The organism is Pseudomonas syringae (assembly GCF_001698815.1).
GTDB lineage: Bacteria > Pseudomonadota > Gammaproteobacteria > Pseudomonadales > Pseudomonadaceae > Aquipseudomonas > Aquipseudomonas syringae_A.
On record NZ_LGSI01000068.1, the window covers coordinates 65,998 to 92,429 of the forward strand.

The 26,432-nt window shown below is 58.3% G+C and carries 24 protein-coding genes and 2 riboswitches; of the genes, 11 read left to right on the forward strand and 13 right to left on the reverse strand.

The features are described 5' to 3' along the window. Window positions 1-47: 47 nt before the first annotated feature. Window positions 48-542 (reverse strand): DUF934 domain-containing protein, encoded by a 495-nt coding sequence (locus AFK24_RS23885; RefSeq protein WP_065835580.1) that lies wholly within the window; start codon window positions 540-542, stop codon window positions 48-50. Then, complete coding sequence (locus AFK24_RS23890) at window positions 526-2,184, reverse strand: nitrite/sulfite reductase (RefSeq protein WP_065835581.1); 1,659 nt, start codon at window positions 2,182-2,184, stop codon at window positions 526-528. Before AFK24_RS23890 ends, AFK24_RS23885 begins: the two co-directional genes overlap by 17 nt. Before the next feature lie 496 nt (window positions 2,185-2,680). Between AFK24_RS23890 and AFK24_RS23895 the strand changes: the two genes are divergently transcribed. Next, complete coding sequence (locus AFK24_RS23895; protein WP_430962176.1) at window positions 2,681-3,766, forward strand: ABC transporter substrate-binding protein; 1,086 nt, start codon at window positions 2,681-2,683, stop codon at window positions 3,764-3,766. A 12-nt stretch (window positions 3,767-3,778) separates the two neighbouring features. Here AFK24_RS23895 and AFK24_RS23900 read toward each other — a convergent pair whose 3' ends face one another. Further along, window positions 3,779-4,009 carry a DUF2970 domain-containing protein gene (locus AFK24_RS23900; protein ID WP_065835582.1) on the reverse strand — a complete coding sequence of 77 codons (231 nt, stop codon included), beginning with the start codon at window positions 4,007-4,009 and terminating at the stop codon, window positions 3,779-3,781. A 105-nt stretch (window positions 4,010-4,114) separates the two neighbouring features. Continuing rightward, window positions 4,115-7,822: a methionine synthase gene (gene metH, locus AFK24_RS23905; protein WP_065835583.1), complete on the reverse strand. Its 3,708-nt coding sequence runs from the start codon at window positions 7,820-7,822 to the stop codon at window positions 4,115-4,117. Window positions 7,823-8,170: 348 nt separating this feature from the next. On the opposite strand from metH, the gene AFK24_RS23910 reads away from it, so the two are divergent. Together AFK24_RS23910 and nfuA are read left to right on the forward strand one after the other, a co-directional pair. Then, window positions 8,171-9,193 carry an acyltransferase family protein gene (locus AFK24_RS23910; protein ID WP_065835584.1) on the forward strand — a complete coding sequence of 341 codons (1,023 nt, stop codon included), beginning with the start codon at window positions 8,171-8,173 and terminating at the stop codon, window positions 9,191-9,193. 100 nt (window positions 9,194-9,293) lie between these two features. After that, on the forward strand, window positions 9,294-9,887 hold the full coding sequence (gene nfuA / locus AFK24_RS23915; RefSeq protein ID WP_065835585.1) for a Fe-S biogenesis protein NfuA: 594 nt from the start codon (window positions 9,294-9,296) through the stop codon (window positions 9,885-9,887). A gap of 177 nt (window positions 9,888-10,064) precedes the next feature. Here nfuA and cobM read toward each other — a convergent pair whose 3' ends face one another. Genes cobM through AFK24_RS23935 form a run of 4 tightly spaced genes read right to left on the reverse strand, consistent with a single transcriptional unit; the run spans window position 10,065 to window position 12,165 of the window. Beyond that, window positions 10,065-10,811: a precorrin-4 C(11)-methyltransferase gene (gene cobM, locus AFK24_RS23920; RefSeq protein ID WP_065835586.1), complete on the reverse strand. Its 747-nt coding sequence runs from the start codon at window positions 10,809-10,811 to the stop codon at window positions 10,065-10,067. A gap of 43 nt (window positions 10,812-10,854) precedes the next feature. Then, the gene (locus tag AFK24_RS23925; protein ID WP_065835587.1) at window positions 10,855-11,286 is read right to left on the reverse strand and encodes a cobalamin biosynthesis protein; all 432 of its coding nucleotides are present in this window, start codon (window positions 11,284-11,286) and stop codon (window positions 10,855-10,857) included. Further along, a complete protein-coding gene (locus AFK24_RS23930) occupies window positions 11,264-11,965 on the reverse strand; it encodes a CbtA family protein (protein WP_065835588.1) in 702 nt (233 codons plus the stop codon). The genes AFK24_RS23925 and AFK24_RS23930 overlap by 23 nt, the downstream gene beginning before the upstream one ends. Window positions 11,966-11,976: 11 nt before the next feature. Continuing rightward, window positions 11,977-12,165 carry a CbtB domain-containing protein gene (locus AFK24_RS23935; protein WP_065835589.1) on the reverse strand — a complete coding sequence of 63 codons (189 nt, stop codon included), beginning with the start codon at window positions 12,163-12,165 and terminating at the stop codon, window positions 11,977-11,979. 100 nt (window positions 12,166-12,265) lie between these two features. Then, window positions 12,266-12,482, reverse strand: a riboswitch (cobalamin riboswitch). A gap of 76 nt (window positions 12,483-12,558) precedes the next feature. Continuing rightward, a riboswitch (cobalamin riboswitch) is annotated at window positions 12,559-12,783 on the forward strand. A gap of 112 nt (window positions 12,784-12,895) precedes the next feature. On the opposite strand from AFK24_RS23935, the gene cobW reads away from it, so the two are divergent. The 4 genes from cobW to AFK24_RS23955 are packed head-to-tail and all read left to right on the forward strand — an operon-like array spanning window position 12,896 to window position 19,433. Beyond that, the gene (gene cobW / locus AFK24_RS23940; protein WP_065835974.1) at window positions 12,896-13,960 is read left to right on the forward strand and encodes a cobalamin biosynthesis protein CobW; all 1,065 of its coding nucleotides are present in this window, start codon (window positions 12,896-12,898) and stop codon (window positions 13,958-13,960) included. 3 nt (window positions 13,961-13,963) lie between these two features. Continuing rightward, the gene (cobN, locus tag AFK24_RS23945; RefSeq protein ID WP_065835590.1) at window positions 13,964-17,722 is read left to right on the forward strand and encodes a cobaltochelatase subunit CobN; all 3,759 of its coding nucleotides are present in this window, start codon (window positions 13,964-13,966) and stop codon (window positions 17,720-17,722) included. Between the two features lie 20 nt (window positions 17,723-17,742). Further along, window positions 17,743-18,762, forward strand: coding sequence for an ATP-binding protein (locus AFK24_RS23950; RefSeq protein ID WP_065835975.1), 1,020 nt, complete (start codon window positions 17,743-17,745; stop codon window positions 18,760-18,762). 53 nt (window positions 18,763-18,815) lie between these two features. Then, a complete protein-coding gene (locus AFK24_RS23955) occupies window positions 18,816-19,433 on the forward strand; it encodes a vWA domain-containing protein (protein ID WP_065835976.1) in 618 nt (205 codons plus the stop codon). Between the two features lie 99 nt (window positions 19,434-19,532). On the opposite strand, the gene AFK24_RS23960 is transcribed toward AFK24_RS23955, so the two are convergent. Next, window positions 19,533-19,799, reverse strand: coding sequence for a hypothetical protein (locus tag AFK24_RS23960; RefSeq protein ID WP_065835591.1), 267 nt, complete (start codon window positions 19,797-19,799; stop codon window positions 19,533-19,535). 385 nt (window positions 19,800-20,184) lie between these two features. On the opposite strand from AFK24_RS23960, the gene AFK24_RS23965 reads away from it, so the two are divergent. Continuing rightward, entirely contained in the window at window positions 20,185-21,510 is a 1,326-nt protein-coding gene (locus tag AFK24_RS23965) for a sigma-54 dependent transcriptional regulator (protein ID WP_065835592.1), read from the forward strand. A 26-nt stretch (window positions 21,511-21,536) separates the two neighbouring features. Here the strand turns inward: AFK24_RS23965 and AFK24_RS23970 are convergent, their stop codons facing one another. Both AFK24_RS23970 and pnuC read right to left on the reverse strand, forming a co-directional pair. Then, entirely contained in the window at window positions 21,537-22,064 is a 528-nt protein-coding gene (locus AFK24_RS23970) for an AAA family ATPase (protein ID WP_065835593.1), read from the reverse strand. Next, the gene (gene pnuC / locus AFK24_RS23975) at window positions 22,061-22,624 is read right to left on the reverse strand and encodes a nicotinamide riboside transporter PnuC (protein ID WP_065835594.1); all 564 of its coding nucleotides are present in this window, start codon (window positions 22,622-22,624) and stop codon (window positions 22,061-22,063) included. The genes AFK24_RS23970 and pnuC overlap by 4 nt, the downstream gene beginning before the upstream one ends. 325 nt (window positions 22,625-22,949) lie before the next feature. Between pnuC and AFK24_RS23980 the strand changes: the two genes are divergently transcribed. Together AFK24_RS23980 and AFK24_RS23985 are read left to right on the forward strand one after the other, a co-directional pair. Continuing rightward, the gene (locus AFK24_RS23980) at window positions 22,950-23,780 is read left to right on the forward strand and encodes an undecaprenyl-diphosphate phosphatase (RefSeq protein ID WP_065835977.1); all 831 of its coding nucleotides are present in this window, start codon (window positions 22,950-22,952) and stop codon (window positions 23,778-23,780) included. Between the two features lie 8 nt (window positions 23,781-23,788). Next, window positions 23,789-24,232, forward strand: coding sequence for a DUF1294 domain-containing protein (locus AFK24_RS23985; RefSeq protein ID WP_065835595.1), 444 nt, complete (start codon window positions 23,789-23,791; stop codon window positions 24,230-24,232). Window positions 24,233-24,239: 7 nt separating this feature from the next. Here the strand turns inward: AFK24_RS23985 and AFK24_RS23990 are convergent, their stop codons facing one another. Both AFK24_RS23990 and AFK24_RS23995 read right to left on the reverse strand, forming a co-directional pair. Beyond that, the gene (locus AFK24_RS23990) at window positions 24,240-24,584 is read right to left on the reverse strand and encodes an MmcQ/YjbR family DNA-binding protein (RefSeq protein ID WP_065835596.1); all 345 of its coding nucleotides are present in this window, start codon (window positions 24,582-24,584) and stop codon (window positions 24,240-24,242) included. A 24-nt stretch (window positions 24,585-24,608) separates the two neighbouring features. Continuing rightward, window positions 24,609-25,514: a LysR substrate-binding domain-containing protein gene (locus AFK24_RS23995; protein ID WP_065835597.1), complete on the reverse strand. Its 906-nt coding sequence runs from the start codon at window positions 25,512-25,514 to the stop codon at window positions 24,609-24,611. Between the two features lie 128 nt (window positions 25,515-25,642). On the opposite strand from AFK24_RS23995, the gene AFK24_RS24000 reads away from it, so the two are divergent. Continuing rightward, window positions 25,643-26,254, forward strand: coding sequence for an FMN-dependent NADH-azoreductase (locus AFK24_RS24000; protein WP_065835598.1), 612 nt, complete (start codon window positions 25,643-25,645; stop codon window positions 26,252-26,254). The last annotated feature ends 178 nt before the right edge of the window (window positions 26,255-26,432 follow it).

Sequence of the window (26,432 nt, forward strand, 5' to 3'; positions counted from 1 at the left end):
CAGGCCGGATAATTCCGGCCTGGCCTCTGGTTCACGCGCGCAGTCGTTTATCGCCGGCGAAACAGTGGCAAAGGATCATCGGCGGCCGCTTGATAGGTCACCGAGAAATCCCGCAGGCCTTCCAGGGCCTCGTAGGGATCTTTGTCTGCACGAATCGCGAAGGCATCGAAGCCGCAGCGGTGCATGTAGAACAACTGATCGCGCAGCACGTCGCCAATGGCGCGTAACTCGCCCTTGAAACCGTAGCGATCACGCAGCAAGCGCGCATTGGAGAAGTTGCGACCATCGGTGAACGCTGGGAAGTTCAGGGCAATGACCTGGAACTCGTTGACGTCATCGCCGATTTCTTCAGCTTCTTCATCGCTGTCCAACCACACACCCAGTCCGCCGTCACGGGCTTTGAGTGCATGAGCGTGTTCGCGCCAGAGCGCGAGTGGCACGATCAGGTCGTCGCAATTGGACAGACCATCAAGGGTCGTATCCTTTGGCAGCAAGTGCCAGGTTTCGTCGACGACTTCGTTGTTCTTAATGATTCGCTGCATAGACGCGCTCCTTGAAAGGGTCGATACCGATACGCTGGTAGGTATCGATGAACCGCTCGTCTTCGTTACGTTTTTCAACATAAACGTCGATCAGCTTCTCGATGACATCCGGCATCACGTCCTGGGCGAAGGACGGGCCGAGAATCTTGCCCAGGCTGGCGTCGCGGCTTGCGCTGCCACCCAGTGACACCTGATAGAACTCTTCGCCCTTCTTGTCCACGCCCAGAATGCCGATATGGCCGACATGGTGGTGACCGCAGGCGTTCATGCAACCGGAGATGTTCAGATCCAGCTCACCAATGTCGAACAGGTAATCCAGGTCGTCGAAACGGCGTTGAATCGATTCGGCAATCGGGATCGACTTGGCATTGGCCAGGGAGCAGAAATCGCCGCCGGGGCAGCAGATGATGTCGGTCAGCAGGCCGATGTTCGGTGTGGCGAAACCTTGCTCGCGCAGCTCATTCCACATCGTGAACAATTGTGTCTGCTCAACGTCCGCGAGAATGATGTTCTGCTCGTGGGAGGTGCGCAGCTGGCCGAAGCTGTAGCGATCGGCCAAGTCGGCGATGCCGTCCAGTTGCTTGTCAGTCACGTCACCGGGTGCAACGCCGGTTGGCTTGAGCGACAGGGTCACGGCCGCATAGCCAGGCTTCTTGTGCGCCAGGACGTTGCGGGTGCGCCAGCGAGCAAAACCGGGGTGCTGTTGATCCAGTGCGGCCAGTTCGGCCGATTGATCGGTCAACGCCCGGTAATCAGGGTCGACGAAGTGCTTGGCAACGCGATGCACTTCGGCGTCGGTCAACGTGGTCTGGCCACCGCGCAGGTGGGCCATTTCCGCGTCGACCTTCTCGGCGAACACTTCAGGCGTCAACGCTTTCACCAGAATCTTGATCCGGGCCTTGTACTTGTTATCGCGACGGCCGTAGCGGTTGTAGACCCGCAGGATGGCGTCGAGATAGCTCAGCAGGTCCTGCCACGGCAGAAACTCATTGATGAACGCGCCGACCACCGGCGTGCGGCCCAGGCCGCCGCCGACCAGAACGCGAAAGCCCAGCTCGCCTGCAGCGTTGAGCACCGGCTCTAGGCCGATATCGTGCACTTCAATGGCTGCGCGGTCAGTGCTGGAACCATTGATGGCGATTTTGAACTTGCGCGGCAGATAGGCGAATTCCGGGTGAAACGTCGTCCACTGACGAACGATTTCGCACCACGGACGCGGATCCACCACTTCGTCGGCAGCGACGCCGGCGAACTGATCAGTGGTCACGTTGCGCAGGCAGTTGCCGCTGGTCTGAATCGCGTGCATCTGCACGGTGGCCAGCTCAGCCAAGATATCGGGAATGTCTTCCAGCGCCGGCCAGTTGAACTGAACGTTCTGGCGGGTGCTGATGTGCGCGTAGCCCTTGTCGTAGTCACGGGCAATCTTCGCCATCATGCGCGCCTGACGGGAAGTGAGTTGCCCGTAAGGCACCGCGACCCGCAACATCGGCGCAAAGCGCTGAATATAAAGGCCATTTTGCAGGCGCAGCGGACGAAACTCTTCTTCGCTGAGTTCCCCCGCCAGGTAGCGTCGGGTCTGATCACGGAACTGCTTGACGCGGTCCTCGATGATCCGCTGATCGTACTCGTCGTATACGTACATATAGGTCCTGTTCTCAGGCAATAACGGCAAATCTGCGCGCACGGCCGCGCACTCCCAACGGAGCCGAGGGAAGATACCAGTTTGCAGTTATGCGCAAAAGTGAAGTTTGAATATATGCACAGAACCAAAAGTACTAAGCCGCTTATCTTGCCTCGATAACCCTGCTTGTCATATGGGCATACGTCTACTTTACTGAGGTCGAGCCGACAGTCAAAGCGACTGTTCTCGTTTTTTGCAGCCACCCAAATAAGACCGACAAGAGGGATGCAATGAGTAATCACCCGAAGATCAGCAAGTCCGACAGCCATGTGGATGCGTGGGCCATTTTCTTCATCATCATGCTTGTCGTGGGGGCCGCCGTTTTCTGGGTCAGTCACCAGTAGCTCAATCCGTTTAAATTTAACGGTACAGATAATCAGGTCAGCAGCCGATACGTATTCATAGGCCATTTAGCGGCGGGAATATGTCTGGCTACAGCAAAGGCTCGATTATTGGTCTGAACCGTCTTGTCCGCGGCGTGCTGTTCGCAGCAGGTTGCCTATGGGCGAGTTCGTCTCTGGCTGTCTCCGTGGTTTTCCTGAACCCCGGCCCTGCCTCGGATGGCTATTGGCAGTCCTACGGCAGATTCATGCAAGCGGCGGCGGAAAAATTCGAGATGTCCCTTGAGGTGATTTACACCGACCGGGACACTCGCAAGCTGCTGACATTTGCCCGCGAGGCGCTGCAAGGTGCCAACCGCCCGGATTATCTGATGTTCTCCAATGAATTGAACGTCGCGCCGGAGATACTGCGCCTGTCCAGGGGCAGTGGCGTGAAACTGTTCGCGGTCAACAATACCCTGACGCCCAACCAGATCGGCATCCTCGGTGATTTGTCGAAAAGCTATCCGGACTTTATCGGCAGTCTGGTTGGCAACGATGAAGAAGCGGGTTACCTCACCGCGAGTCAATTGTTTCGCCTGGGCTCAGACACTGCGAAAGGCCAGTCGGTGGAGCTGTTGGCGTTTTCCGGCACCAATAACACCCCGGTATCGCTCAAGCGCGAGCAGGGAATGTATCGCGCCTTGGCCGAACATCCCGAGGTGCACCTGCGCCAGATCGTCCTGGGTGGCTGGCGCAGAGATCGTGCTCTAGAGCAGGCCAGGATTCTGCTCAAGCGCTATCCCGGTATACGCCTGGTCTGGACGGCCAACGACCAGATGGCGTTCGGCGCGATGGACGCCGTGGCTGAGACCGGCAGGCAGCCAGGCAAGGACATCCTGTTCAGCTCGATCAATTGGGCGCCAGCGTCGCTGGATGCGCTTCGGGATGGACGACTCAATGTGATTGCCGGTGGCCATTTCATGCTGGGTGGCCTGGCCATGGTGTTATTGCATGATTACGAAGCAACCGATCCCGCCGCCCGGAAAAATATGGGGGCGCGGGAAGCGCAGTTGATGCAACTGTTGGTGAGTGGCGACATACCGAAAATTCGCAGTGCCAGTCAGCGCGACGACTTCGGCATTGATGTGCGCCAGTTCAGCCTTGAAGGCAAGCCAGCTGGCACCGAGTACGAGTTCATCCGCAAAACCGTTGCGCCCTGATGCACGCCGGGCTTAGCCCACGGCGAAGTGCATCACCAGTTGGACCACGCCGAATAACATCGCAGCGAAAATAATCGTGAACAGCAGGCCCAGCACGGCAAAGTGCACGGGTTTGCCGTGGGTAAAGTCTCGCTCGCGATTTTTGCCACTCTGGACACCGAATGCTGCGGCCATGACGCTGTGCAGCATCTGCCAGAAGGTCGGCGGCTTGCCATTAGGAGAGTCGTTGAGTGGATCGTCCATACGGCCTCGCAGTTGTTTGTTGAAGAGGTCGCATAAAGCTTAGGCGAAAAAAAGGAGCGCATGCTCGCGCCCCTCCAGTTCGTCGCCAAACAACTTGCGTAAGCGTTACTCGTCGTAGCCCAGGTTCGGTGCCAGCCAGCGTTCGGTGACGCTCAACTCCTGGCCCTTACGGGCGGTGTAGCTTTCGACCTGATCCTTGTCAACCTTGCCCACGGCGAAATACTGCGCTTGCGGGTGGGCGAAGTACCAGCCGCTGACTGCCGCTGCCGGGAACATGGCGTAGTGCTCGGTGAGGAACACGCCGCTTTTGCCGGGTTGGCCTTCTGGCATCGGGTCCAGCAACTGGAACAGCGTGCCTTTTTCCGTGTGGTCCGGGCAGGCCGGATAGCCTGGGGCAGGGCGGATGCCGACGTATTGTTCCTTGATCAACTCGTCATTGCCCAATTGCTCGTCCTTGGCATAACCCCAGTATTCCTTACGAACCTGTTGGTGCAGCCATTCAGCGCACGCTTCGGCGAGACGGTCAGCCAAGGCCTTGACCATGATCGCATTGTAATCGTCGCCCTTGTCCTGATATGCCTTGGAGACTTCTTCAGCCCCAATGCCAGCGGTGGTGATGAAGCCGCCGACATAATCCGTCACACCGCTGCTCTTGGGCGCGACGAAGTCGGCCAGAGAGAAATTCGGCTTGCCGTCGGTTTTGATGATCTGCTGACGCAAGTGGTGCAGTTTTGCGATTGGCTTGCCGTCTTCGCCATAAACTTCCAGGTCATCTTCATCCACCTGATTGGCCGGCCAGAAACCGAACACTGCGCTGGCGCTGATCAGCTTTTCGTCGATCAGCTTGCGCAATAGCTCCTGGGCATCGGCGAACAGCGAGGTCGCCGCTTCACCGACGACCTCATCCGTGAGAATGCGCGGGTATTTGCCGGCCAGATCCCAGGAGATAAAGAACGGCGTCCAGTCGATGTATTCGGCCAGCACGTCGAGGTCAATGTTTTCCAGGACTTTGGCGCCGGTAAATGTCGGTTTCACCGGGTTATAGGTTTCCCAGTCGAACTGTGGCTTCTTGGCGACGGCCGCGCCGTAGCTCAGGCGCTCGGTGCGGGCGCTGCGCGCCGAGGTGCGTTCGCGGACCTCGATGTATTCGAGGCGGGTCTTCTCGATGAATGCTGGTTTCAGCTCCTTGGACAACAGCTGAGTCGCCACACCCACGGCACGGGAAGCGTCAGTGACGTAGATGACTGCGTCATTGCTGTATTTCGGTTCGATCTTCACCGCCGTGTGCGCCTTGGACGTCGTGGCACCGCCGATCATCAGCGGCAGGTGGAAGTCCTGACGCTGCATTTCCCGGGCAACGTGGACCATTTCGTCCAGCGAAGGCGTGATCAAGCCGGAAAGGCCAATGATGTCGCACTTCTGTTCCTTGGCGACTTGCAGGATCTTTTCAGCCGGGACCATGACGCCAAGATCGACGACGTCGTAGCCGTTACAGCCGAGTACCACGCCGACGATGTTCTTGCCGATATCGTGGACGTCGCCCTTGACCGTAGCCATGAGGATCTTGCCCTTGGCCTCCGGCTTATCGCCTTTTTCCAGTTCAATGAACGGAATCAAGTGGGCCACAGCCTGTTTCATGACTCGAGCGGACTTCACCACCTGAGGCAGGAACATTTTTCCCGAGCCGAACAGATCGCCGACGATATTCATGCCGGACATCAACGGGCCTTCGATCACCTCGATAGGCCGCGCGAACGATTGGCGGGATTCTTCAGTGTCTTCGACGATGTGCGTGGTAATACCTTTGACCAGAGCATGTTCCAGGCGCTTGTTGACCGGCCAGCCACGCCACTCTTCGGTTTCAGCTTCCTTGACGCTGCCGTCGCCCTTGAACTTGTCGGCAATCGCCAGCAGCGCGTCGGTGCCTTCCGGGTTGCGGTTGAGCACGACATCTTCAACGCAATTGCGCAGCTCGGCCGGGATCTGGTCGTAGATTTCCAGCTGGCCGGCGTTGACGATGCCCATGGTCAGGCCGTTGCGAATCGCGTGCAGCAGGAACACCGAGTGGATCGCCTCGCGCACAGGATTGTTGCCCCGGAACGAGAACGACACGTTGGACACGCCGCCGGAGGTCAGTGCGTGGGGCAGGTTGTCGCGAATGTAGGCGCAGGCATTGATGAAGTCGACGGCGTAGTTGTTGTGCTCCTCGATACCGGTGGCGATGGCGAAGATGTTCGGGTCGAAAATGATGTCTTCCGGCGGGAAGCCCACTTCATTGACCAAAATGTCGTACGAGCGTTTGCAGATTTCCTTCTTGCGCTTTTCGGTATCGGCCTGACCTTTCTCGTCAAACGCCATCACCACCACGGCCGCGCCATAGCGCTTGCACAGTTTGGCGTGATGAATGAACTGCTCGACGCCTTCCTTCATGCTGATGGAGTTGACGATGCCTTTGCCCTGAATGCACTTGAGACCGGCTTCGATCACTTCCCATTTCGACGAATCGATCATGATCGGCACGCGCGAGATATCCGGCTCGCCAGCAATCAGGTTGAGGAAGGTCACCATGGCCTTCTTCGAGTCCAGCATGCCTTCGTCCATGTTGATATCGATCACCTGGGCGCCGGCTTCGACCTGTTGCAGGGCGACTTCCAGGGCTTCGGTGTAATTGTCTTCACGGATCAGGCGGGCAAAACGGGCGGAACCCGTGATGTTGGTGCGCTCGCCGACGTTGATGAACAGCGATTGGCGATCGATGGTGAACGGCTCAAGGCCCGACAGGCGACAGGCTTTCGGAATTTCCGGGATAACACGCGGCGCATATTTGCTGACGGCTTCGGCGATGGCCTTGATGTGGCCCGGTGTTGTGCCGCAGCAACCGCCGACGATATTCAAGAAGCCGCTCTGGGCGAATTCTTCGATGACCAGCGCGGTTTGGGCCGGGGTTTCGTCGTACTCGCCGAACTCGTTGGGCAGGCCGGCATTGGGGTGCGCCGAAATCCGCGTGCTGGCCTTGTTGGACAGTTCTTGCAGATAAGGCCGCAGCTCACTGGCGCCCAGCGCGCAGTTCAAACCTACAGAAATGGGTTTGGCGTGGCTGACCGAGTTCCAGAAGGCTTCAGTGGTCTGCCCGGATAGCGTACGGCCCGAGGCGTCGGTAATGGTTCCGGAAATCATGATCGGCAATTCGAGGCCGAGTTCTTCGAACACGCCCTGCACGGCGAAGATCGCCGCCTTGGCATTGAGTGTGTCGAAGATGGTCTCGATCAGGATCAGGTCAGCGCCGCCCTCGATCAGGCCTTTGGTGGCTTCGGTGTAGTTTTCCACCAGTTCGTCGAAGGTAACGTTGCGATAGCCGGGGTTGTTCACGTCCGGTGACAGCGAGCAGGTGCGGCTGGTGGGACCGAGCACGCCAGCGACAAAACGCGGCTTGTCCGGGGTTTCCAGGGTTTTTGCATCGGCGACCTTTCGAGCCAGGCGAGCGCCTTCGACGTTCAGCTCATACACCAGCTCTTCCATGCCGTAATCGGCCTGGGAAACCTGGGTGGCGTTAAACGTGTTGGTTTCCAGAATGTCCGCGCCAGCGTCCAGATAGGCTTTTTCGATGGCGCCGATGACATCCGGACGGGTCAGGATGAGCAGGTCGTTATTACCTTTGACATCGCTTGGCCAGTCGGCGAAACGTTTGCCTCGGTAATCCTGCTCTTCAAGGCGGTAGCTCTGGATCATGGTGCCCATACCGCCGTCGAGGACCAGAATCCTCTGTTGAAGAGCTTGCTGGAGAGCGTGATGGCGAGCGGTGCGGTCAGACATAGGGCTACCTGGAAAAGGTCGATACAGAAAGGTCGAGATGATATCAAACCCGAACGGTTTTAGTGTTGATTACCCTTTTGCATGAATATCGTTCATGTTGAGGGCTCATCGGCAGCCGCGAGGCAGGGATCGAGGCGTCAGCAATTCAATGCCGGTCAATACTGCTGAAAATCATCGCAGGCCTTATGGGACATGGCTTGCGGCCATCTTTTGATTTGCCTCCTTTAGTCAGTTTCTCCGATCTTTTCCGCAAAAACGTGGTCCGACTCCAGGAGTGTCCGGGGGCGCGCTTCTGGTTTGCCTTCCCGGACTGTGATTCAAAAGTCAGGCGACAGAGGTTGTTTATAGATGCTGATTTCGGTTCAAGCCCTGCGGGCACTCGCCGCTTGGGCAGTGGTGTGTCATCACTTCATGCAAATTTTTTTCGACTTTCATGCGTCGGGCCCGATAGGTCAGTTTTTTGTTTCCAAGGGTGCTGTCGGTGTCGATATCTTTTTCGTCATCAGCGGTCTGGTGATCTTTCTTTCGACACAAAATACCGATATGCCCGCGGGTCGCTTCATGCTTAACCGAATTATCCGCATTGTTCCCGCCTACTGGTTTTACACCGCCATCATGGGGCTGCTTCTGGTTTTTGCAGCGCCCTTGCTGCCGCATCAGGTCATCAGCTGGCAGAATTTCCTGTTGTCACTGCTGTTCATTCCTTCTGAAAACCCTGGTGGATATGGTCTGTATCCCACGCTGAACGTCGGCTGGACGCTGAACTATGAAATGCTCTTCTATCTGCTGTTTTCGACGGTGTTTCTGTTTCAGCAGCGCCATCGCCCGTTGATCGTCGCCGCCGCGCTGTTTGCCGTCAGCGAAGTGCTGGCGCGTTCCGGGTTGATCAGTCGCTTCTACGGCAATGACATCGTCTACGAGTTTTTGCTGGGGATCGGCATCGGCATCATCTATCGCAAGGGCTGGATCAGGGAGGGTGTCTGGTTACCCTTGCTCGGCATCGCCACCGCGCTGGTCACTATCTATCATCTGACGCCATCGGAACGACTGCTCAACTGGGGCTTGCCCAGCGCGTTGATTGTCTTGTCGTGCATTTCCCTGGAACCCTGTTTCCGGGGTAATCGACTGCTCAAGATTCTTGGCGATTGTTCGTATTCGGTGTATCTGCTGCACGTGTTGGTGCTGTATGCCGGCTGGCTGGCGGCCGAACATTTCGCGCTGAATCCGTACCTGGTGTTCGCGATATGCGTGCCTGTCATCGGGCTGGGCGCATGGGGCAGCTATGAATGGCTCGAAAAAGGCCTTTACCGCCGTATGAAGGGTTGGTTGGACAAACGCCGCAGCGCTGATACCGCGCAGGTTCTTTCCTGATCGGTTCTTTTCCGACCTGCTCTTTTCCGACAAAAATACTAGGACTTTGTATGACGCAGCCGATTGGCGTAAACTGCCAGCACGTCTGCGAGGAATTTTCATGACCGCTATCATTATTACCGATGCTGCCCACGACTATCTGGCCGATCTGCTCGAAAAGCAGAACGCCCCGGGCATCGGCATCCGCGTGTTTATTACCCAACCTGGCACCCAATACGCTGAAACCTGCATTGCTTATTGCAAGCCGGGCGAAGAAAAGCCTGAAGACAAGGCCATTGGCCTGAAAAGCTTCACGGCCTGGATCGATAACTTCAGTGAAGCGTTTCTCGACGATGCTGTCGTCGATTATGCCACTGATCGCATGGGCGGCCAGTTGACCATCAAGGCGCCAAACGCCAAAGTTCCGATGGTGAACGCCGACAGCCCGATCAACGAGCGCATCAGCTATTACCTGCAAACCGAGATCAATCCCGGTCTTGCCAGCCACGGCGGCCAGGTAACACTGATCGACGTCGTTGAAGAAGAAGACAAGAACATCGCTGTGCTGCAATTCGGTGGCGGTTGCCAGGGTTGCGGTCAGGCCGATGTGACGCTCAAGGAAGGTATCGAGCGCACGTTGCTCGAACGTATTCCTGAGCTGAGCGGCGTGCGTGACGTGACTGACCACACGCAAAAAGAGAACGCTTACTACTAAGTGAGCGATCTGCGCAGCATCAAAAACCCCGACACGTTCGGGGTTTTTTTATAGCTGCGGCATACGGCTGTTTTCCCTGTAGGAGCGAGGCTTGCCCGCGAAAGCGTCATTCCAAGCGATGGGTTTTTTGAAACTGCGATTCGCGGGCAAGCCTCGCTCCAACAAAGGGGTTCAGCATCACGGCCTGAACAAATGTGCATGCCCCGCACGGTACAGCGAAGACTCCCCAAAGCTGTCGTCAGCCAGAACGCGCCCCACCAGAATCAACGCCGTACGCCGAAAGCCCTTTTCAAGCACCTTTTCCTCGATGTCCGCCAGCGTGCCCAGCACCCAGTCCTGATCCGGCCAGCTGGCGCGGTGCACGACAGCAATCGGGCAGTCGCTGCCGTAATGGGGCAGCAGTTCGGCAATGATTTTGTGCAGATTGTTGACCCCGAGGTGAATCGCCATGGTGGCGCGGTGTTGTGCCAGGCTGGCCAGTTCTTCGCCGGGCGGCATTGTGGTCTTGTCGGCGAAGCGGGTGAGGATCACGCTTTGTGAGATATCCGGCAACGTCAGTTCGGCGCCGAGCAGGGCGGCGCAGGCAGCGGTGGCGGTAACGCCCGGAATGATCTCGAACGGAATGTTCAATTCGCGCAGATAACGGATCTGCTCGCCGATGGCGCCGTACAGGCTCGGATCACCTGAATGCACCCGAGCTACATCCTGGCCTTGTTCATGAGCGGATTTCATCAAGGCGATGATCTGTTCGAGATGCAATTCGGCGCTGTTGCTGATCTGGATGGCGCTGTGGCCGTCCAGCACCGCAGTTGGCACCAGCGATCCCGCATAGATGATCACCGGGCAACTTCGGATCAGCCGTTGCCCCTTGACCGTGATCAACTCCGGATCGCCAGGGCCTGCGCCGATGAAAAAAACGGTCATGGAAACTCCAGATTCTTTAGTGGAAACGGTGTGAGAGGAGGGATTATCGGCTATTGAGCTGGGTACTGGCCAAGGCAAATGTCGCCTGCAGATTATTGACCCGAGGGATAAGCAAGCGTGCAGTACCTGATCGACTCGCCAGCGCCAACGCTGCGCTCTCTGCAACCCCGTAACAGCCGGTGTGTTCAAAGGCAGTCAACGAACGATGAGTCAATTGCGCTTCGTAAAGGTTGAGTTGCTGTGCGCTGAAGACGGTCAGCGGCAAGCGCAGCAGCCGCGCCAACTCCAGCAGACCGGGCTCATTGCTTTTCAGGTCGATGGAGGCGAGGGCACTGAGGTCTTGCAACTCAATGCCATGACTTCGCAGGCTGGACTCGATCAACTCAAGCAGCACGCCAGCGGAGCATCCGCGCTGGCAGCCTAGCCCGGCCACCAGCGTCGGTTGCGATTGATCAGGCTTGATCAAGTTCGGCATTGTTGCGGCGGAACAGCCAGGCGCTGATCACGCCCATGGCAATCCAGAACAGCGCGTTGGTCAGCAACGAGGCGATCTTGAACTGCGACTCCAGCGCTTCGGGCGCCAGGCTCTCATGCACTGGCGGTTGCGGCGCGCCGATGATATGCGGCACGACCAGAATCGCCACGCCCAGCACTTTGAGCAGCCAGTTCTTGCCGAACACGATCAATGCCAAAGCCACTGCAGTCGATGCAGCAGTGCCGATCCACCAGATTTGCCGTTGGGTCAGGTCCGCAGCTGCAGTGCCCGGCAGTTCTGGCGGCAGGCCAAGTGTCGGCGCGAGGGTGAACACCGCAAAACCTGCCAATCCCCACAGCACGCCTTGGGACGTCTTGCCTGGAGCGCGCAAGGTATAAAGACCGGCCAGCATCAGCGCGAAACCTACCGCGACTACCAGATTGCCGCCGGTAGTGGACAGAATGCGCTGCCAGCCATCTTGCGGAGACCAGGATTCCTCGTCATGTACATGACCGGCCGGGGCGTTTTCGGCGTGCTCGTGCACCTGCTCGGTCGGAGCGTTCTCGTAGGTTTCCGCTTGCAGAATCAGCGGCGCGACCCAGAAACTTTGCAGCAGGGTCAGGAGCAGTGCGGCAATCAGGCCAGTGAAGCCTGCCGTCTGAGCAATTCGCTTGAACATGGCGTCAGGTCTCAATGGCAAGGAAAGGCAGAGCTGTGACGGGTGTCATGCGCGGCATTGTGCACGGCGTCGATGTGCGAGAAGCCGGCGAAGTACACCAGGCACGCGCCGAGAATAGCAGCGCTGATGGCAGCGGTCAGGCGTTGGGTCTGGGTGGCGGTGGTGGTGCTGGCGGCGTGGCTGGTTGTGCTGATCGACATGGCGCTTCCCTCTTGGATGTCGGCAAGGTGAGGGGAACGCATGAGAGCTCCGCTGACAGGCGTCAGAAGAGATCAACAGCGCCCGCCCACCGCGGGTTTGTCAGAAGTTTCATGTCGGGCCGGTCTCCGGGCTTGCGAGGGGTCGTTTGCTCAACCTTAAAGAGTCACCTTCCCATGCCGTTGCCGGTCACAGTGGATCTGACTCTTCACTCGCTTACCGTTGCGGGGGCAGCGCCGGACTTGCACAAGCCATGAGGCCTGAACGCACCGGTTTCCCGTTTCACCCTGTGAAGGGCACCCGAACAAGGCGTACAGGAGAGCATGGGCCGGCGTTGAACGTCAATCAGTTCACGTCGGACGCAGGCTTGTGATTGACCTGCCGATGGTCACTGCGTAGCCTTGCGGGTTCGAGGTTCTGTGCCCTGCACCCGCTGCCATGCAGCCGGACAGTGCACAGCTAAGAAGGGAACGCGGTCAATGCCGCGGCTGCCCCCGCAACTGTAAGCGGTCAGGTTCATTGCACAGCCACTGCGCCAAGCGGGAAGGCGCCATGAATTGCAGGTGGACTGTCCACCCGTAACCGCAAGCCAGGAGACCTGCCTCGATCCGGGCATCATGCCCTGCAAATTCTCACTACAACCGGGCGGGGTGATCCGGTGGCGAATCCAGTCCTGTGCCTGATCACCGGGTTTTCGTCCTGTTTGCCCGCCGCTTCGCCAAAGGGCACCTGATGAAAACACTGGCCAAACTTCCCGTCACCATCGTTACCGGCTTTCTGGGCTCGGGTAAAACCACGTTATTGCGCCACATGCTCGACAACGCAGAAGGGCGGCGCATCGCGGTGATCGTCAACGAGTTCGGCGAGCTGGGCATCGACGGCGAAATCCTCAAGCAATGCACCATCGGTTGTACTGAAGAAGAAGCCAGCGGCCGGGTTTACGAGCTGGCCAATGGCTGCTTGTGCTGCACCGTCCAGGAAGAATTCTTCCCGGTGATGCGCGAACTGGTAGCGCGTCGCGGCGATCTTGATCACATCCTCATCGAAACCTCAGGTCTGGCGTTGCCCAAGCCACTGGTACAAGCCTTCCAATGGCCGGAAATCCGCAACGCCTGCACCGTGGATGCCGTGATTACCGTGGTCGACAGCCCGGCAGTGCTGGCCGGCACCTTCGCTGCATTCCCGGATCAGGTCGACGCCCAGCGCAAGCTGGATCCGAACCTGGACCACGAATCGCCGCTGCACGAGCTGTTTGCCGACCAACTGGCCAGTGCCGACCTCGTCATCCTCAACAAAGCCGACATGATCGACGCCGCAGGTCTGGCTGCCGTGCGCGCCGAGGTTTCCGAAGAATTGCCACCAGCGGTCAAGGTCATCGAAGCCAGCAGCGGCCGTTTGCCGATCAGTGTGTTACTGGGCTTGGGTGCCGAATCCGAACTGCATATCGATGCCCGCAAGACCCATCACGATCACCACGAAGGCGACGACCATGACGATCACGATCATGACGCCTTTGACTCGATCTCCATCAAGCTGCCGCAAGCCGACGAAAGCCTGTTGCTCGATGCGCTCACGCAACTGGTGGTTGAACACGGCGTCTTGCGTGTCAAAGGCTTCGCGGCCATTCCCGGCAAGCCAATGCGCTTACTGATTCAAGGCGTGGGCACGCGTTTCGACAAACATTTCGACCGCGCCTGGGGTGCTGACGAAGAGCGCGCGACCAATCTGGTGCTGATCGGCCAGAAACTGGACGCTGCGGTACTTGAAGCACAACTGCGTGCTGCGGTTGCTGGCTGACCCATGCATTTACTGAGAACCCAGCCCGGTGGTTTCGTACCGGACGACAGCATCGCCGACCTGGGGCAAACCCCCGCCGAGCTGGTGATTCTCTGTAGCGGCGACTCAAGCCTGGCCTTGCTTGCCGAGGCCGCGCAACAGTTGCCGGATGATTATCCAAGCCTGCGTCTGGCCAACCCGATGCAGGTGCAGAATCATGCTTCGGTTGATCTTTATGTCGACCAAGTGCTGCGCCACGCCAAAGTCATCCTTATTTCCTTGCATGGTGGCATCGGCTACTGGCGCTACGGCGTCGAGCGGTTGATTGAGCTGGCCGGGCGAGGTGTGCAAGTCATTCTGGTGCCGGGCTGCGACAACGCGGACCCGGAGCTGACCGATCTGAGCACCGTTGCCGCCGAAGACTGCCACCGTCTTTGGCAGTTTTTGCGTCAAGGCGGCTTGCACAATGCGCTGGAACTGTATCGCTGCCTGGCAAGTGGTTGGCTGGAGCGGGATTATTCCTGGTCCGAACCGCAGCCTTTGCCGCGCACGGCGGTTTATCACCCAAACACTTCCCGCGCAGAACTCAGTGACTGGCAGGCCGACTGGCAAGCCGGTCAGCCGGTTGTGGCGCTGCTGTTTTATCGCTCGCACCTGCAAGCGGCAAACACCGCCTTCATCGATGAGTTTTGCCTGCGCTTACAGGCGCAGGGCTTGAATCCTCTGCCCATTGCAGTAGCCAGTCTCAAAGAAGCGGGCTGTATGACGCGGGTGGAAGATTGGCTGGACGAAGTTGAGGCCGAGCTGATCCTCAATACCACCGGCTTTGCCCAGTCCAGTCCGGAAGCCCCGCATTTGCGACCGTTTCGGCGCAATATCCCGGTCATTCAAGCCATCTGTGCGCAGGACAACGAACCTGGCTGGCGCGCCAGCGAGCAAGGCCTCGGCGCGCGGGATCTGGCGATGCACATTGCCTTGCCGGAGCTGGATGGACGCATCATCAGTCGGCCGATCAGCTTCAAGGACCTGGCGTGGCACAGTGAGCGCAGCCAGTCGGATGTGGTCTGCTACCGCGCCCAGCCGGAACGCATGGATTTCGTCGCCGAACTGGCGCGGCGCTGGATTCTGCTGGCACGTTTGCCCAATGCGGAAAAACGTGTCGCCTTGATTCTGGCCAATTACCCGACCCGTGACGGACGTATCGGCAATGGCGTGGGCCTCGATACTCCAGCAGCGGCGCTGAATATTCTGCGTGCGATGCAGGCCGAAGGTTACCCGGTGGCTCCGTTGCCCGAGACAGGTACAGCATTGATCCACCAACTACTTGGTGGCGTGACCAATGACCTGGACAGTCTTGATTTGCGCCCGTGTCAGCAAAGCATGGCGCTGGATGAATACCTTGCCGCTTTCAACGCAATGCCAGCGGCCAATCGGGAGGCGGTCAACGCCCGGTGGGGTGCGCCGGACGCTGATCCGATGTTTCGCGCCGGGCGGATGATGATCGCCGGGCTGCGCTTCGGCCTGACCTTCGTCGGAATTCAGCCTGCCCGGGGTTATCAGGTGGACCACAGCGCGGTTTATCACGACCCGGATCTGGTGCCGCCCCATGGCTATCTGGCGTTCTACTTCTGGTTGCGCAACGTCTATGGCGCCAATGCGCTGATTCATGTCGGCAAGCACGGCAACCTGGAGTGGTTGCCGGGTAAAGGTGTTGGCTTGTCCGAAAGTTGCTGGCCGGATGTGGTGCTGGGCGCGATGCCGAATATCTATCCGTTTATCGTCAATGATCCGGGCGAGGGCGCCCAGGCCAAACGGCGCACCCAGGCGGTCATTATCGACCACCTGATGCCGCCGCTGACCCGCGCCGAGACCTACGGGCCATTGCGTAACCTTGAATTGCTCGCCGACGAATACTACGACGCCCAGCTGCTCGACCCGCGCCGCGCCCTTGAACTGCAACGCGACATCCTCAAGCTGGTGCGCGAGACCCACATCGACCGTGAGCTGGCGCTTGAGTCGGTCAATGACAGCGACGCCGCAACCTGGCTGCCGCGCCTGGATACCTATTTATGCGACCTGAAGGAATCGCAGATTCGCGACGGTCTGCACATCTTCGGCGAGTCTCCAAGCGGACGGCTGCGTATCGATACGTTGCTGGCCCTGCTGCGTATTCCGCGCGGTGACGGGCGAGGTGCGCAATCCAGTCTGTTACGCGTCTTGAGCAAATCCTTCGAACTTGGATTTGATCCCCTGGATTGCGAATTGGCGCAGCATTGGGACGGACCTAAACCTCAGGTCTTACTTGAAGTCAGCTCCGACCCCTGGCGAACGGCGGGGGATACGCGGGAGCGGCTTGAGCTCTACGCTGCTTGGTTGATAGAGCAAGTAATTGCAGATAGATCTTTTGATATATCTAGTGATAACAAAGAGCTGAAGCTGATCGTTGATAATCTACGCGAAGTTGTTGCGCCTCGATTGGATGCTTGCGGACCTGGTGAAATCCAAGGGCTGCTGGACGCGTTAAGTGGGCGCTTTGTGCCTGCCGGCCCGAGCGGTGCGCCAAGTCGTGGCCGTCTTGATGTATTGCCAACTGGCCGTAATTTCTTCTCCGTGGACGTACGCAATCTGCCCACCACGACGGCCTGGCGTATCGGTTTCCAGTCGGCAAACTTGTTGCTGGAAAGGCACTTGCAAGACAATGGTGATCATTTACGTCAGCTCGGCCTTTCGGTCTGGGGCACGGCCACGATGCGCACTGGCGGTGACGATATCGCTCAGGCCATGGCGCTGATGGGCGTGCGTCCGGTCTGGGCGACGGGCAGTCAGCGGGTGGATGATTTCGAGATTCTGCCGTTGAGTCTGCTGGACCGACCGCGCGTGGATGTCACGCTGCGGGTGTCGGGTTTTTTTCGGGATGCGTTCTCCAACCTGATTCGTTTGTTCGACGCGGCGGTGCAGGCGGTGGCGGATCTGGACGAGCCGGAGGACATGAACCCATTGGCCGCCAAGGTGCGTCAGGAGCGCGCCACCCTTGAAAGCACTGGCATGACCGAAGACGATGCTGCGCGGCAGGCGGGCTGGCGAATCTTCGGCGCCAAGCCGGGGGCTTACGGCGCGGGTGTGCAGGGCGCCATCGATGGTCGCTTATGGCAGAGCCGCGATGATCTGGCCGAGGTCTACCTGAATTGGGGCGGCTACGCTTATGGCGGTAGTGATGAGGGCACCCCGGCCCGTGAGCGTTTCGCTCAGCGCTTGTCGCAGGTCCAGGCGGTTTTGCAAAACCAGGACAATCGCGAGCACGACTTGCTCGACTCTAACGACTATTACCAGTTTCAAGGCGGGATGCTCGCGGCCGCCGAAAGCCTGAGCGGAGCGAAGACTGCCAGCTATCACGGCGATCACAGCCAGCCGGATCTGCCGAAAATTCGCACGCTCAAGGAAGAACTGAATCGAGTGATACGCTCCCGTGCGGCCAATCCAAAATGGATCGACGGGGTCAAGCGCCACGGCTACAAGGGCGCATTCGAGATGGCCGCGACGGTGGACTTCCTCTTCGCCTTCGATGCCACCACCGAACTGATCGATGATCACCAATACGCACTGCTGGCCGACGCCTATCTGCTGGATCCAGCGACCCGTGATTTCATCCAGCAACACAATCCGGACGCCTTGCGCGATATGACCGAACGCATGCTTGAAGCCCAGCAGCGCGGCCTTTGGCAAGAACCCGGTGATTATCGTGAAGCGCTGGAAACCCTGCTGCTGGACATAGAAGAAAACTGATGACGGTGCATGACACGACCATGAGCGAGATCCCGCATTTTCCACTGGCGGCGGTAGTGGGCTCCGATGAGCTGAAACTGGCGCTGTGCCTGACCGCCATCGACCCGAAAATTGGCGGCGTGCTTATCGAAGGGCCGCGCGGTATGGCCAAGTCGACCCTGGCACGAGGGCTGGCTGATCTGCTGGCCAGCGGCCAATTCGTCACCTTGCCACTGGGCGCCACCGAAGAGCGCCTGGTGGGTACGCTGGACCTGGACGCGGCGCTGAGCGAGGGTCGGGCGCAGTTTTCCCCTGGCGTGCTGGCCAAGGCCAATGGTGGGGTTCTGTATGTCGATGAAGTAAACCTGCTGCCGGATCATCTGGTCGATCTACTGCTGGATGTCGCTGCCAGCGGTATCAATCTGGTGGAGCGCGACGGCATCTCCCATCGCCATCCCGCGCGTTTTGTCCTGATCGGCACAATGAACCCTGAAGAAGGTGAGCTACGCCCGCAACTGCTGGATCGCTTTGGCCTGAATGTCGCGTTGAGCGGGCAAACCCTGCCGGTTGAGCGCGGGCAAATCATTCGTCGCCGACTGGATTTTGACAGTGATCCTCGAGGCTTCTGCGCGCAGTGGCAAACTCAGCAGGATGCGTTACGCCAACGCTGTGAGCAGGCGCGGCAGTTGCTGGATAGCATCGCCCTGGACGATCAGGCGCTGCAGACCATCACCGAGCGCTGTTTCGCCGCTGGCGTTGACGGGATGCGCGCCGATCTGGTGTGGTTGAGAGCGGCCCGTGCCCATGCGGCATGGCGTGGCGGTGCTGTTATAGACGAGCAGGATATCGACGCCGTTGCCGAGTTCGCCTTGCGTCATCGGCGACGACATCTCCCGCCGTCTGAGTCGCAAAGTCCAGCACCACAGACCCAGCAGCCGAACCCTCAAGACTTATCAGAAAATAAGCCGGAGCAGGGCCAAGGCAGTTGGGGTGAGCTTACGTCGCAGCCAATGCCGGTGGGCGCTCGGCGTACAGTGCCGAGCTGGCCAAAAAAGCCTTAGGCATCCGCTCCCGGGCAACGATGGGGGCGGATGCCAGGCCTCGCCCCGGAACGCTGAGCGGCGGTAAAAGCGGTGCGTTGCACAACGCTGGCGACGGTCACATTGCCTGGGTTCCCACCTTGTTGCGGGGGCGACCTCGGGTGCACAGCGATCTGGTGCGCCAGCCGCGCAGCAGTCAATCCGGTGAAATGTGGCTGATCATCGTCGACGCCTCGGCTTCTACGCGACGTCATCAGGCGTTGAGCCTCGCTAAAGGTGTGCTCGCTCAAGTATTCGATGACGCCTATCGTCGCCGGGTGCGACTGGCGCTGCTGACTGCCACTGGAGGTTCACCTCGCTGGCAACATCAGGGCCTGAAGGCCTCGAAAGCGCTGCAACCCTGGCTGGATGGCCTCGGTGCGGGCGGCGGAACGCCTTTGTTCGCCGCGTTTGACCAGGCTACCGAATGGCTTGCCTTGCGGCAGAAGCGGTATCCGGCCGAGCAGCATCGATTGCTGGTGATAACTGATGGTCGGGTGAAGGATCAAGCGACGCTGGGAACATTTAGTTGCCCAGGCTTATTGATCGACATCGAGTGTGGACCGATCCGCCTGGGCCGTGCCGAGCAACTGGCTGCCCGGCTCGGGATCGAGTATCGGCATATTGAAAGCCTGGTTGACGCCGACCGTTAGGCGGTAGCCAACCCCAGATGCGCAACAAGTACCGGCATATTCATTGGCTTACGAGACGCCTTCGCGGGCAGGCCTCGCCGCAATGAATTGCGGTTTCATTCAGGCCGGCATGGTCCATGGCTCAAGGCGATAACCTTCACTGCTGATAGCGGCGCGCGCTTGTTCAAGCATGCTTGCCAGTTGCGCAGGGTCTGAATAGGCACTGCGTGGAATCTGGCTGTGGCCAATGCGGGTACTGGTCCGGTCGATGACGCTCAGACTCAGTTCGCCGTTACCGTCTTGTGGCGCCCACGCCACACACTTGAAGGGTTCGAAGGCGTGTCCAGCGATCAGCAATGCATCGTTAAAGCGCAATGGGGCGTTCATGATCAATTCCTCAAATGGCCCGTAGCAAGTTCGTCGCCGTCGGTGGGCTTACCGTTCGGCTGGTTACTTGTGTTGATGCCAATTGACCGGGGTTGAGTCACATCACGCGCCGATATTTTTTGAGTTTTTTACAGGTGCCACGTATTTCGCCGCCTCCAGACAAGTCGTCAACGCCAACTAACGGGCAACTAAGCCTATTGACGAACCGTCTCATTAATGAAAATCCACGCGGCGCGTCGCCTAATTACATTTCGATCTTAGCCTTATAGTTAAACGGTACAAGTGCGTGTCAAATTTTTGCTAATGTAAGGATCGTGCACGCCAACTGTCTGTTTATAAAAAACTTTCTCCTTTAATTTTAGAATCAAGGCGCCAGGGAATTCTTATGCATGAATCGGCACCACCGCGACGTCTATTAATTGTTGATCCATGCGATGACTGTCACCAGCTAATCCCGGTCCTGCGCGCTGCAGGCTGGGACGTCGATAGCAGCACTCTGGAGTCTGCCATCGGCCGCAGCTGCGATGTGGGCCTGATTCGCTTGATGCCCTATCACTTCGACCACCCCGAGTTGGTCAAGGAGCTTATTACACGCAGCCACACCGAGTGGATCGCTGTGCTTACACCTGATGATCTGCGCCGGGAAAAAATCGGCGACTTTGTTTGTGAATGGTTTTTCGATTTTCATACGCTGCCTTTTGATGTCGCCCGTATGCAGGTGACCTTGGGCCGCGCTTTTGGTATGGCGCGGTTGCGGTCCCAAGGCAGCACTTATGTATCGGGCCAGGAGCACGAGATGCTCGGTGAAAGTCGACCCATTCGTGAGTTGCGCAGATTGTTGAGCAAACTGGCACCTACTGAATCACCGGTGCTGATTCGTGGTGAAAGCGGAACCGGCAAAGAGCTGGTCGCGCGCACGTTGCATATGCAGTCGCATCGCCGGCATAAACCGTTCGTTGCGATCAATTGCGGCGCAATCCCGGAGCATCTGATTCATGCGGAGTTGTTTGGCTACGAGCAAGGCGCGTTCGAAGGCGCTCATGAGCGCAAGATTGGCCAGATTGAAGCTGCTGATGGCGGAACCTTATTTCTCGATGAGATAGGCGATCTGCCTATGGACCTGCAAGCCCACTTGCTGCGGTTTCTGCAGGACCGGCATATCGAGCGTATCGGCGGCGGTGAGCCGATCCCTGTTGATATCCGGGTGCTGGCGGCCACGCATGTCGACCTTGAGGCCGCCATTCGCAAAAAGCGTTTTCGCGAAGATCTGTACTATCGGCTCAACGTTTTGCAAGTCGGCACGGCGCCATTACGCGAGCGGCATGGCGACCTCGCGCTGTTGGCCAACCATTTCGCCCATTTCTACAGCCAGGAAACCGGACGTCGAGCGCGTAACTTCAGTCAGGACGCGTTGATTGCGATGGGCAAGCATGACTGGCCAGGAAATGTGCGGGAACTGGCAAATCGGGTGCGGCGCGGGCTGGTCCTGGCGGAAGGTCGCCAGATAGAAGCGGCTGATCTGGGCTTGCTGGGCGAAGATGATGTTGTTACCAGCATGGGCACGCTGGATGACTACAAGTCCCGGGCTGAGCGTCAGGCGCTGTGTGATGTGCTGACCCGCCATAGCGACAACCTTAGCGTTGCGGCCAAGGTTTTGGGCGTATCGCGTCCGACGTTTTACCGATTGCTGCACAAACACCAGATCCGATGATGGGTTGGGGTATTTACGCCGGGCAATCAGTCGCCAGCGAGCAGTCCCCGAACAGCAGCGAAAGCCTGTATCCGACGATTTATCCAATCTCCGCTAATGACTTCGTAAGGCTGTTGAAGGGCTTCCAGCCAGTGCTGACTGAGTGAAAAGAATGTCTGGCGTGACGCAAGGTCTGGCTGACAGCGTTGGCCGTCACTGATCCAGTCGACTCCCTCGGGTGCCAGCAACAGATGAAGGTCGTAGTGGCGTTGCAGCAATTGCTGCTCGACCCAGGGCGGACAGTCCCCAAACAATGCGTGACTCCAAAGCATATTGCTCAGCAGGTGCGTGTCGAGAATGACCAGCGCGCAGGCGGTAGCGCGGGCGGCGTATTCTCGATCCAGTTGTCCTTGAGCGATCGCCGGGATATCTGCGTAAACCGTGTCACGTTGTTGTTCATCAATGAAGTCACGGACATACTCGCCAACCACAACGCCGCCAAAATTGCGCTGTATTTCTGCGGCCAGCCAGCTTTTACCACTGGATTCCGGGCCGGCAAGCACTAGAACCTTCATTGAGCAAGCGCCGGAGTGCGATGCCATTCGCGCCAGCCCTGGATCGCCAGCAGCAGGAACATGCCGTAGAGCGCAGCGGTCACGTACAACTCCTTGTAAACGAACAGGCCGACAAAAATGACATCGATGACAATCCACAATGGCCAGCACTGCACGCGCTTTTGTGCCATCCAGACTTGAGCCACCAGACTGAAACCAGTCAGCGCCGCGTCCAGCCAGGGTTGTGCAGCATCGGTGAAGTTTGCCATGAGCCCGCCCAGCACCAGACTTACAACCACACCCAGTCCCAGACCGATGAACACGGTGCCAGATGGCAGCCAGGTTATCGCTCGTACTTCCAGCGTCGGGCCGCGTCGGGTCCATTGCAGCCAGCCGTAGACTTGCAGCGCGGCATAGATCACTTGCAGCAGCACGTTGGAATACAGCTTGATGTCATAAAAAATCCAGCTGTAGATCAATACCATCACCAGACCGATAGGCCAGCACCATGCATTCTGCTTGACCGTCAGCCAGACAGCGATTACGCCCAGGGCTGCGGCGAACAGTTCAAGAGGGGACATGGGTACTCCTTGGCGGTGAAGAAAAACGCGGGGGATTGTAAGCGGATATTGGAGGATCAGGCAGCCTTTACCGTTCGCAAGCCAGGAATGCGGCAGCTATAGAGACCGCCCTACATTTGCTCGCAGAACGTCAATGCCTGCACGTCAATCTTCAATGCAAGCGCAGCGGGCATAAGGTCTGCTAGCATCGCCACGCCTTGCACCGGGATCAACGCCAAGCTCCGGTTTTTACGGGGTTTTCACATTGCACCGGGCATATTCGCGACCGGATTGAATTCAACAATTTTTAGAGGCCTGCTTCGAGCATTGCTTCACTGGGGGAATGATGGATCTTTGGACAGCCGCGCAGGCGTTGATTCTCGGGGTAGTGGAGGGTTTGACAGAGTTTCTGCCCATTTCCAGCACTGGACATCAGATCATTGTCGCTGACTTGATCGACTTCGGTGGTGAGCGCGCCATGGCGTTCAACATCATCATTCAGCTTGGCGCGATCCTGGCGGTGGTCTGGGAATTTCGGCGCAAGATTCTGGATGTGGTCATCGGTTTGCCCAAGCAGCGCGAGGCGCAGCGTTTCACGCTCAATCTGTTTATCGCATTCCTGCCCGCAGTGGTGCTGGGGGTGATTTTTGCGGATCTGATTCACCAATACCTGTTCAACCCCATCACTGTCGCCACGGCGCTGGTAATAGGCGGCGTGATCATGCTCTGGGCCGAACGCCGCGAGCATGTGATTCGGGCCTACAGCGTTGACGAAATGACCTGGGTCGATGCCCTGAAAGTCGGGATGGCGCAGTGCCTGGCGATGATTCCAGGGACTTCGCGCTCCGGTTCGACGATCATCGGTGGCCTGTTGTTCGGCTTGTCGCGCAAGACGGCCACTGAGTTCTCGTTCTTCCTGGCAATGCCGACCATGGTCGGCGCTGCGGTGTACTCGGCGTACAAATACCGCGACCTGTTCCGCCCGGATGACTTCCCGGTGTTCGCCATCGGGTTCATCACCTCGTTTATCTTCGCCATGATCGCTGTGCGTGGGTTGCTGAGATTCATCGCCAGCCACAGCTATGCAGTGTTCGCCTGGTACCGAATCGCTTTCGGTTTGCTGATTCTTGCCACCTGGCAGTTCGGTTGGGTGGACTGGACTTCGGTCAAAGGCTGAAAAACACAATGCAAGAGCGTAACCCGTCAAGAAACAGGAACAATGTCGAAGCCGCTCGGGCCAAGCATTCCATGCAGTTCCCGAAACTCAAGCTGATCATTCTGATCCTTGTCTGCGCGGTACCATTTTTCGGTGCCTTGTCGATGCTGCTCCAGGGGGCGTGGCTGCCCTCGGCGATTTATCTAAGTATGAGCTTGCTGACGTTCGGCCTGTATTGGCGCGACAAACGTCAGGCCCGACTGGATGGGTGGCGAACGCCCGAAAAAGTCCTCCATGGCGCCGAGTTGCTGGGTGGTTGGCCGGGTGCTCTGTTGGCGCAGCAGGTGTTTCGGCACAAGACGCGCAAGGTGAGTTACCAACTGGTGTTCTGGTTGATCATCCTGCTGCATCAGGTGGTGTGGATCGATCGGGTATTCCTGGGCGGTAATTTTCTGGCCCGGCACTTTTACTGATCAGCGATCAGAGCTTCAGCGCGACTTGCAGGCGCTTGGGCAAGCGGCTCACCACCAACTGGTGCGAGCGAGTCAGCAAGTCCTGCAATTCCGCATCGCTGAGGGAGTAGGGCACTGCCACGCTGATCCAATAGGCCCTGGCCAGATAGGGCGCAGGGCGAATGCCTGGGCGGTCGACGTATCCCAGGAACAGTTCCGGCGCGACCTTGAACGACAGACCTCGGCCGGCAAGGTCCATTACCGCGAACATCTTCTTCTCGGCTAACGAGAACACTCGCGTCCCACCCCATTTGTAATCTTCGCGAGCGCCTGGCAGCTGTAGGCAAAATTGCGCGACTTCTTCTATCTGCATAAACGATCTCCGGCACACGCTTGATCAAGCGCAGCCTTTCTCTTGGATGAAGGACGCAGAAACGTGATCGATCCAGGCCCGAACCGCAGGCAGCATGCCACGTCGCTGAGTGTAGGCGGCCTGGAGATTACCTCCGGGGAGCGACCAGTCGGGCAGCAACCGGATCAACTGCCCGTTGGCCAGTTCCTCGTGGCAATTCATCATCGGCAACATCGTTATCCCAAGTCCGCGTAACGCAGCGCTTTTTCTAATCGGGAAATCATCGACGACCAGGCGTGGTTCCAGTGCAATTTCCACGCGTTGGCCGTCCACGTGTTGCAGCCGGAAGTGAACCCTGCGGTCCGCCTCGACAGCGCCCAGAACCGGCAGGCTGGCCAGATCCGCCGGGTTGTGAATGGCGTAGCCTTCCAGCAGCTCGGGCGAAGCGACCAGCGCTACATGAGCTGGCGACAGCTGGCGAACGATCAGGCTTGGGTCTTCATCACCGATATCGCGGACCCGAAGTGCGACATCGATGCCTTCGTTGACCAGATCGACGCGCCGATTGACCAGCATCAGTTCGAGCTGCACGTGAGGGTGGCGCAGCAGAAACTCGTCGATCACCGAAGACAGATTCCAGTGAATCATCCCGACTGGACAAGACACCCGTAATCGGCCGCGCGGTTCCGCCGATAGGGATGCCACCGCTTCATCGGCCATTTCCGCCTCCAGCAGCATTGCCTGGCAATGGCTCAAATAGCGCTCGCCCACCGTAGTGAGTGCCAGTTTGCGGGTGGTGCGTTGCAGCAGGCTGACGTTCAGGCGGGTTTCCAGCTCGGCAATTCGCCGTGACAATCGCGACTTTGGAATACCCAGTTGGCGCCCGGCAGCAGCGAAACCGCCAGCCTCAACCACTTTGACGAAGTAATAAAGATCGTTGAGATCCTGCATGAGCGGTCCAATTGTTCTATGAGTGGGACGAACTATCGCATTTATGCCGACTAATCAGCCATTGGTTTGCGCTGTAGGATTATCCCACTTGATCGCCAGGCGGCGATTCTCCACTTGGGAAGCACGTTATGAAACTTCTGCACATCGATTCCAGCATCCTCGGCGATCACTCCGCTTCGCGTCAGCTCAGCCGCGCCGTTGTTGAAGCATTCCAAGCCAGTGAAGCCGATACTCAGGTCACTTATCGTGATCTGGCCAGCGTTGCCCTTAGCCACTTTTCCGCTTCGACCCTTGCTGCCGCTGGCACGCCGCTGGAAGGCCGTGATGCCGCGCAGAAACAGGAAGTGGATGGTAACGAAGCCACGTTGCAGGAATTTATCGACGCTGACGTCGTAGTCATCGGCGCACCGATGTACAACTTCACCATTCCAAGCCAGCTCAAAGCCTGGATCGACCGCATCAGCGTCGCCGGCCGTACTTTCCGTTACAGCGAAGCCGGCCCTGAAGGCCTGTGCGGCGGCAAGCAGGTCATCATTGTTTCCACGGCAGGCGGCCTGCATGTGGGTCAGCCGAGCAGCGTAGGTCATGAAGACTTCCTGCGTTTGCTCTTCGGCTTCATCGGCATCACCGACCTCAAGTTTGTGTTTGCCCACGGCCTGGCCTACGGCGACGAGCCACGTGCCAACGCTATCAGCAGCGCCCAGAAGCTGATTGCTGAAGAGTTGTTCGCAGTCGCCTGATTGCGAAACTGAAAAAACCCCAACGCTCACATCGGGCCTTGGGGTTTTTTTGCGGAATAAACCGGGCGAGTTGGAGCGGGGCTTGCCCGTGAATCAGGCGCCGGGTGGTACAGATCCACCGTGTGATTGTTCTTCGCGGGCAAGCCTCGCTCCAACGGGTAAACGCGCGGTTATTTGT